Raw genomic sequence first — 5,342 nt, forward strand, 5'->3', positions numbered from 1 at the left:
ATCAGCGGTGCGATGCTCGCGGCGGCCAGCCGGGCCTGCTTGCGGCGGCCGCCGTCGGTTCCCGCGCGGTGGTCCCAGCGGTGCTCGACGAACTCGCGCAGCTTCGCCGGAGTGGACCGGGTGCGCGGGCCGCTGCTGCCGTCCAATCGGATCCTCGTGGCGGGCAGGCCGTAGCGGGAGCGCAGCGGGGCCAGCTCGTCGGCGCGGTCGAGCGCCTCGGCGGCAGCTCTCGTGCTCGTCCACACGAGTGAAGTCATACCGCATTGATCGACGCTGCGTCACCGCTTCGGCGCGGATTTCAGTACCGGGGGCTTCCCCAACCGTCCGTGAAAACCAGCTCTGCCAAGGGTTTCCGGGTGCGCGGCGCCTGCTCCTTCTGCTGCAGCCGGTCCGGCAGCTCGTCCGCGCTGCCCGGCGCGCCCACCGCGATCGCGATCATCGGCTCGAAATCGCCGGGTACCGCGAACTCGGCCCGCGCGGCTTCGCGGTCGAAACCGGCCATCTGGTGCGCCACCAAGCCTTCCGCGACCGCTTGCAGCACCAGGTTCTCGCTGGCCAGACCCAAGCCGTACGCGGCGTACGGCAGCGGCTCGCCGTCGTCGGCGACGGTCTGCGCGAGACCGATCGCCAGCGCTGCGGCCGAAGCCGCCCAGCCCCGGTTACCGCGCGAGAGGGTGCCGTGGATCCGGTCGAACGTCGGCTCGCCCCGGCGTCCGGCCAGGTAGCGGGCCGGTTGGGTGTTGCCCCAGGACGGCGCCCAGCGCGCGGCTTCGAACAGCGCGGTGAACTGCGCTTCGGCCAGCTCGAAAGCCGGATCCAGCGCTCGCGGGCTCCACCGGGAGGCCAGCAACGGGTGCAGCGGAACCGAGGTCACCGCGTCCTTCTCGCCCATCGGAATCCTCCTGCGGTCAGATCGCGTACGGCCACGCCGTGAGTGAGTAAGCGCCGAACCACGCACCGAAGCACACGATCAGCGCGGCCGAGCACACCGCGGTCGTGCGGCGGCGGTGCGCCAAGCCCATCGCGACCGGGATCAGCAGCGGGAACGCGGGAAGCATCAACCGGACCTTGGAGTACATCAGCCCGTCCGAGCCCAAGTCCATCGCCAGCACCGCGAACGCGAACAGCACCAGCGGCCACGGCAACCGGTTCCGCACGCACAGCACCATCAGCACCAGCGCGGCCAGCACGATCCAGACGGTGAACGTCTCCAGCACCGACTTGTCCTGCGACAACGCTTCCAGGGCGAACTTGCCGGTCGCCCAGCCGCCGTCGAACGCCGACGACCAGCCGCGCTGCTGCAGCTTGAAGTAGCCGTCCAGCGAGCCGGTCTGCAACGCCACCCAGCCCACGTAAGCCGCCAGCCCGGCCGGCGCGAGCAGCACCGCCAGCCACGGCCGCCACGAGTCCCGGCGCTGGAAGATCGCCACCAGCGCGGCCAGCCCGACCACGCCGATCAGCGCGGCAGCGGTAGGCCGCACCAGCCCGGACGCCGCGCAGCACAACCCGGCCAGCGTCCAGTTCCGCTCCAGCACGCCGACCAGCGCCCACACCGAAAGCGCGCAGAACAGCGCCTCCGAGTAGGCCATCGACAGGGTCACCGCCATCGGCGACGCGGCGAACAGCACCACCAGCAGCAGCCCCACGCCGTGCGAGCCGCTCACCAGGCGCCCGATCCGGACCAGTCCGTAAGCGGCGGCGATGCCGGTCAACAAGCTCACCGCGATGGCCGCGCCCTGCACGCCCACGCCGGGCAGCAGGTCGAGCAGCTGCACCAGCACCGGGTAGCCGGGGAAGAACGCCAGCGGCGTCTCGGGGGAGCGGTGCCCGTAACCGTCGACCATGCCCGGGTCGACGCCGCCGTAGCCGTGCGCGGCGATCTCCAGGTACCACTCGCCGTCCCAGGACGAGAGGTTGTCCAGCAGCGACTCGCTGTTGGCCGCGGACATCAGCGCGAGCACCAGCAGCCCGAACAGGCGGATTGCGAGGTAAACCACACCGGGTGCCAGGAAGGACCAGCGGCCGCCGGGGTGCGACAACTTCTCCAGAGCCTGCGCCCACCGGCCCGATACCCGCTGTTGCCGCTGGGTACGTGCCGCTTCCCCGGTCGGCGAGGGATCCGGCCCGACCGCTTCGGGAGTGGTGGACAACCCGCTCCTCCGCCCTTGTCGACAAACCGGTTCGCCAGGCTAGTAGCCGGTCCGGGAGGTGGGGCCGGACGGTGCTGGTTCGGTAGGCTGGTGCAGCAGCGGAGCGACCCGTGAGCGGCCGCCCGACCGGACCGGTCGAAGCTGCTTCTCGCTGGTCGCGGGGCTCCCCGGTACGTCGCCGTCGGCGGCGGCACCGCGCTGGTGCTCTTCGTCCACCGGCGTCAGTGCGGGGGGCCACCCCGTGCCCGGGACGACCGCTTCCTGCGGGCACCCACACCCGAGGAACGGCGCGAGGAGGTTTGTTTCACGTGGCGCTCGTCGTCCAGAAGTACGGCGGTTCCTCGCTGGAAAGTGCCGACCGGATCAAACGGGTCGCCGAACGCATCGTGGAGACCCGCAAAGCGGGCAACGACGTGGTCGTCGTGTGCTCGGCGATGGGCGACACCACCGACGAAATGCTGGACCTGGCTCAGCAGGTCAACCCCGCCCCGCCGGAGCGGGAGCTGGACATGCTGCTCACCGCGGGGGAGCGGATCTCCAACGCGCTGGTGGCGATGGCCGTGGAGGCGCTCGGCGTCGAGGCCCGCTCGTTCTCCGGCTCGCAGGCCGGGGTGATCACCACCGCGGCGCACCAGAACGCGCGGATCATCGACGTCACGCCGGGGCGCGTGCAGGAAGCCCTCGCCGAGGGCCAAGTGGTGCTGGTGGCCGGTTTCCAGGGCGTCGCCCAGGACACCAAGGACATCACCACGCTCGGCCGGGGCGGTTCGGACACCACCGCCGTCGCGGTCGCCGCGGCGATGAAGGCCGACGTCTGCGAGATCTACACCGACGTGGACGGCGTCTACACCGCGGACCCGCGGATCGCTCCCGACGCCAAGCAGCTGGAGCGCGTGACCTACGAGGAGATGCTGGAGCTGGCCGCGACCGGCGCGAAGGTGCTGCACCTGCGCGCGGTCGAGTACGCCCGCCGCTACGGCGTCCCGCTGCACGTCCGCTCGTCGTACTCACCCAAGCCCGGAACGATCGTTTCCGGCTCAGTGGAGGACCTTTCCGTGGAACAGGCGATGATCACCGGCGTGGCGCACGACCGGTCGGAGGCCAAGGTCACCGTGCGCGGTGTACCGGACAACCGGGGCGTCGCGGGCAAGATCTTCCGCGCGGTCGCCGACGCCGAGATCGACATCGACATGGTGCTGCAGAACGTTTCCGGCACCAGCTCCGGGCGCACCGACGTCACGTTCACCGTGTCCAGGGACAACGGCCCGGAGGCGGTCGCCGAGCTGGAGAAGATCTCCGCCGCGGTGGGCTTCGAGGAGGTCGTCTACGACGACAACGTCGGCAAGGTCTCGCTGGTGGGAGCCGGGATGCGCTCGCACCCCGGGGTCACCGCGACGTTCTGCGAGGCGCTGTCCGACGCTGGTGTGAACATCGAGATCATCAACACCTCGGAGATCCGGATCTCGGTGCTGGTCCGGGACACCCAGCTGGCGGACGCGGTCAGCGCGCTGCACGCCGCGTTCGAGCTCGGTGGCGAGGAAGAGGCAGTCGTGTACGCGGGGAGTGGTCGCTGATGGCCCCCACCGTTGCGATCGTCGGCGCCACCGGCGCCGTCGGCAGCGTCATGATCGACATCATCAACCAGCGCGAGTCGGTGCCGTGGGACGAGGTCCGGCTGATCGCCTCGGCCCGCTCCGCGGGCAAGAAGATCACCGTGCGCGGGCGGGAGACCACAGTGGTCGAACTCGCCCCGGAAGCGTTCGACGGCGTGGACATCGTGCTGTTCGACGTGCCGGACGAGATCTCCGCGCAGTGGGCGCCGATCGCGGCCGAGCGCGGTGCCATCGCGGTGGACAACTCCGGCGCGTTCCGGATGGACCCCGAGGTTCCGCTGGTGGTGCCCGAGGTCAACCCGGAGAAGGTGCACGAGCGCCCGCGCGGCATCATCGCCAACCCGAACTGCACGACGCTGTCGATGATGGCCGCGCTCGGTGCGCTGCACCGCGAGTTCGGGCTGCGCGAGCTGGTCGTTTCTTCGTACCAGGCGGCCTCCGGTGCCGGTCAGGAAGGCGTCGACCGGCTCTACGACGAGATCGCGGCCATCGCGGGCAAGCAGCTCGGCGTGCGGGCCGGCGACGTGGCCGAGGCGCTGATCGCGGCCGGGCTGCCGGAGGAGACGCCGTTCAAGGCTCCGCTGGCGCTGAACGTGGTGCCGTGGGCGGGCTCGGCCAAGGGCGACGGGTGGACCTCCGAGGAGCTCAAGGTCCGCAACGAGTCCCGCAAGATCCTCGGCATCCCGGAGCTGAAGGTCTCCGCGACCTGCGTGCAGGTGCCGGTGGTGACCACGCACGCGCTGGCGGTGCACGCGGTGTTCGAGCGCGAGGTCACCGTGCCGGAGGCGCACCGGGTGTTCGAGTCGCAGCCGTCGATCGTGCTGCAGGACGACCCGGACGAGCTGGACTTCCCCACTCCGGCCGGGGTCGTCGGCGCCGATCCGACCTACGTCGGGCGGGTGCGGCAGGCGCTGGACTTCCCGAGCACGCTGGAGTTCTTCGTCTGCGGTGACAACCTGCGCAAGGGCGCGGCGCTGAACACCTACGAGATCGCGGAGACGCTGGTGCGGTGATCCCGGCGCGGGTCCGGTGGGGCGCCTTCCTCCTGGTGCGGAGGGAGGCGCCCTTCTATTGTCTGCGGCAGGGATCGCGCGAGTCACCTGACCGAGTGTTGATCATAAGAGTCGATCAAGAGCTCGCCTGGTAGCGCCGATGATGGAGGTATGACCGCGATGAGTTGGCCCGATCATCTGCTGACGCTGGAGGAGTTCGACCGCCTCCCCGAGGACAACTCGCGGCGCTACGAGCTCCAGGAAGGTCTTCTCCAGGTGTCCCCCAAGGCAGCAGCCGTTCACCAGCGCGTCGTCAAGCGGATCACCTCGAGCTTGGACGAACAACTTCCGTCGAAGTGGGAAGCGCTGCAGGACGTCGAAGTCGCGGTCGACGCGCGATTCCCGCCGACGCTGCGCATCCCCGACGTCGTCCTCGCCCCCACCATGGCGTTCGACGCGAACCCGAACCGCTTGTACGCCAACGACGTCGCAGTCGCGGTCGAGGTCGTCTCGCCCGGCTCGGGCCGGATCGACCGGTTGATGAAGGTGCACGAGTACGCGCAAGCCGGTATCCAGCACTACTGGAT

Annotated in this window: 5 protein-coding genes and 1 pseudogene; 3 read left to right on the forward strand and 3 right to left on the reverse strand. The window is 70.2% G+C overall.

The window, feature by feature from the left end; translation table 11 throughout:
• The 3 genes and pseudogenes from IJH84_RS01515 to IJH84_RS01525 all read right to left on the reverse strand — a co-directional run.
• Positions 1–257 (reverse strand): annotated as a pseudogene (locus IJH84_RS01515) (kynureninase); the annotation flags it as partial.
• A 41-nt stretch (positions 258–298) separates the two neighbouring features.
• Positions 299–892, reverse strand: coding sequence for a nitroreductase family protein (locus IJH84_RS01520; RefSeq protein ID WP_295139368.1), 594 nt, complete (start codon positions 890–892; stop codon positions 299–301).
• A 16-nt stretch (positions 893–908) separates the two neighbouring features.
• Positions 909–2,150, reverse strand: a complete 1,242-nt coding sequence (locus tag IJH84_RS01525; RefSeq protein ID WP_233626595.1) for a mannosyltransferase family protein — start codon at positions 2,148–2,150, stop codon at positions 909–911.
• A 308-nt stretch (positions 2,151–2,458) separates the two neighbouring features.
• Here IJH84_RS01525 and IJH84_RS01530 point away from each other — a divergent pair, with 308 nt between their 5' ends.
• The 3 genes from IJH84_RS01530 to IJH84_RS01540 all read left to right on the forward strand — a co-directional run.
• Positions 2,459–3,724, forward strand: coding sequence for an aspartate kinase (locus IJH84_RS01530; RefSeq protein WP_200068213.1), 1,266 nt, complete (start codon positions 2,459–2,461; stop codon positions 3,722–3,724).
• On the forward strand, positions 3,724–4,776 hold the full coding sequence (locus IJH84_RS01535) for an aspartate-semialdehyde dehydrogenase (protein WP_295139375.1): 1,053 nt from the start codon (positions 3,724–3,726) through the stop codon (positions 4,774–4,776). Before IJH84_RS01530 ends, IJH84_RS01535 begins: the two co-directional genes overlap by 1 nt.
• A 150-nt stretch (positions 4,777–4,926) precedes the next feature.
• On the forward strand, positions 4,927–5,342 hold a 416-nt coding region (locus tag IJH84_RS01540; protein ID WP_295139378.1), incomplete at its 3' end, for a Uma2 family endonuclease.

Origin of the sequence: Saccharopolyspora sp., assembly GCF_017434145.1 — a bacterium.
Classification (GTDB): Bacteria; Actinomycetota; Actinomycetes; order Mycobacteriales; family Pseudonocardiaceae; genus Saccharopolyspora_C; species Saccharopolyspora_C galaxeae.

Coding starts and splice junctions, on each gene's coding strand:
- IJH84_RS01520 (WP_295139368.1), bottom strand. CDS start 892: ATGGGCGAGAAGGACGCGGTGACCTCGGTTCCGCTGCACCCGTTGCTG.
- IJH84_RS01535 (WP_295139375.1), top strand. CDS start 3,724: ATGGCCCCCACCGTTGCGATCGTCGGCGCCACCGGCGCCGTCGGCAGC.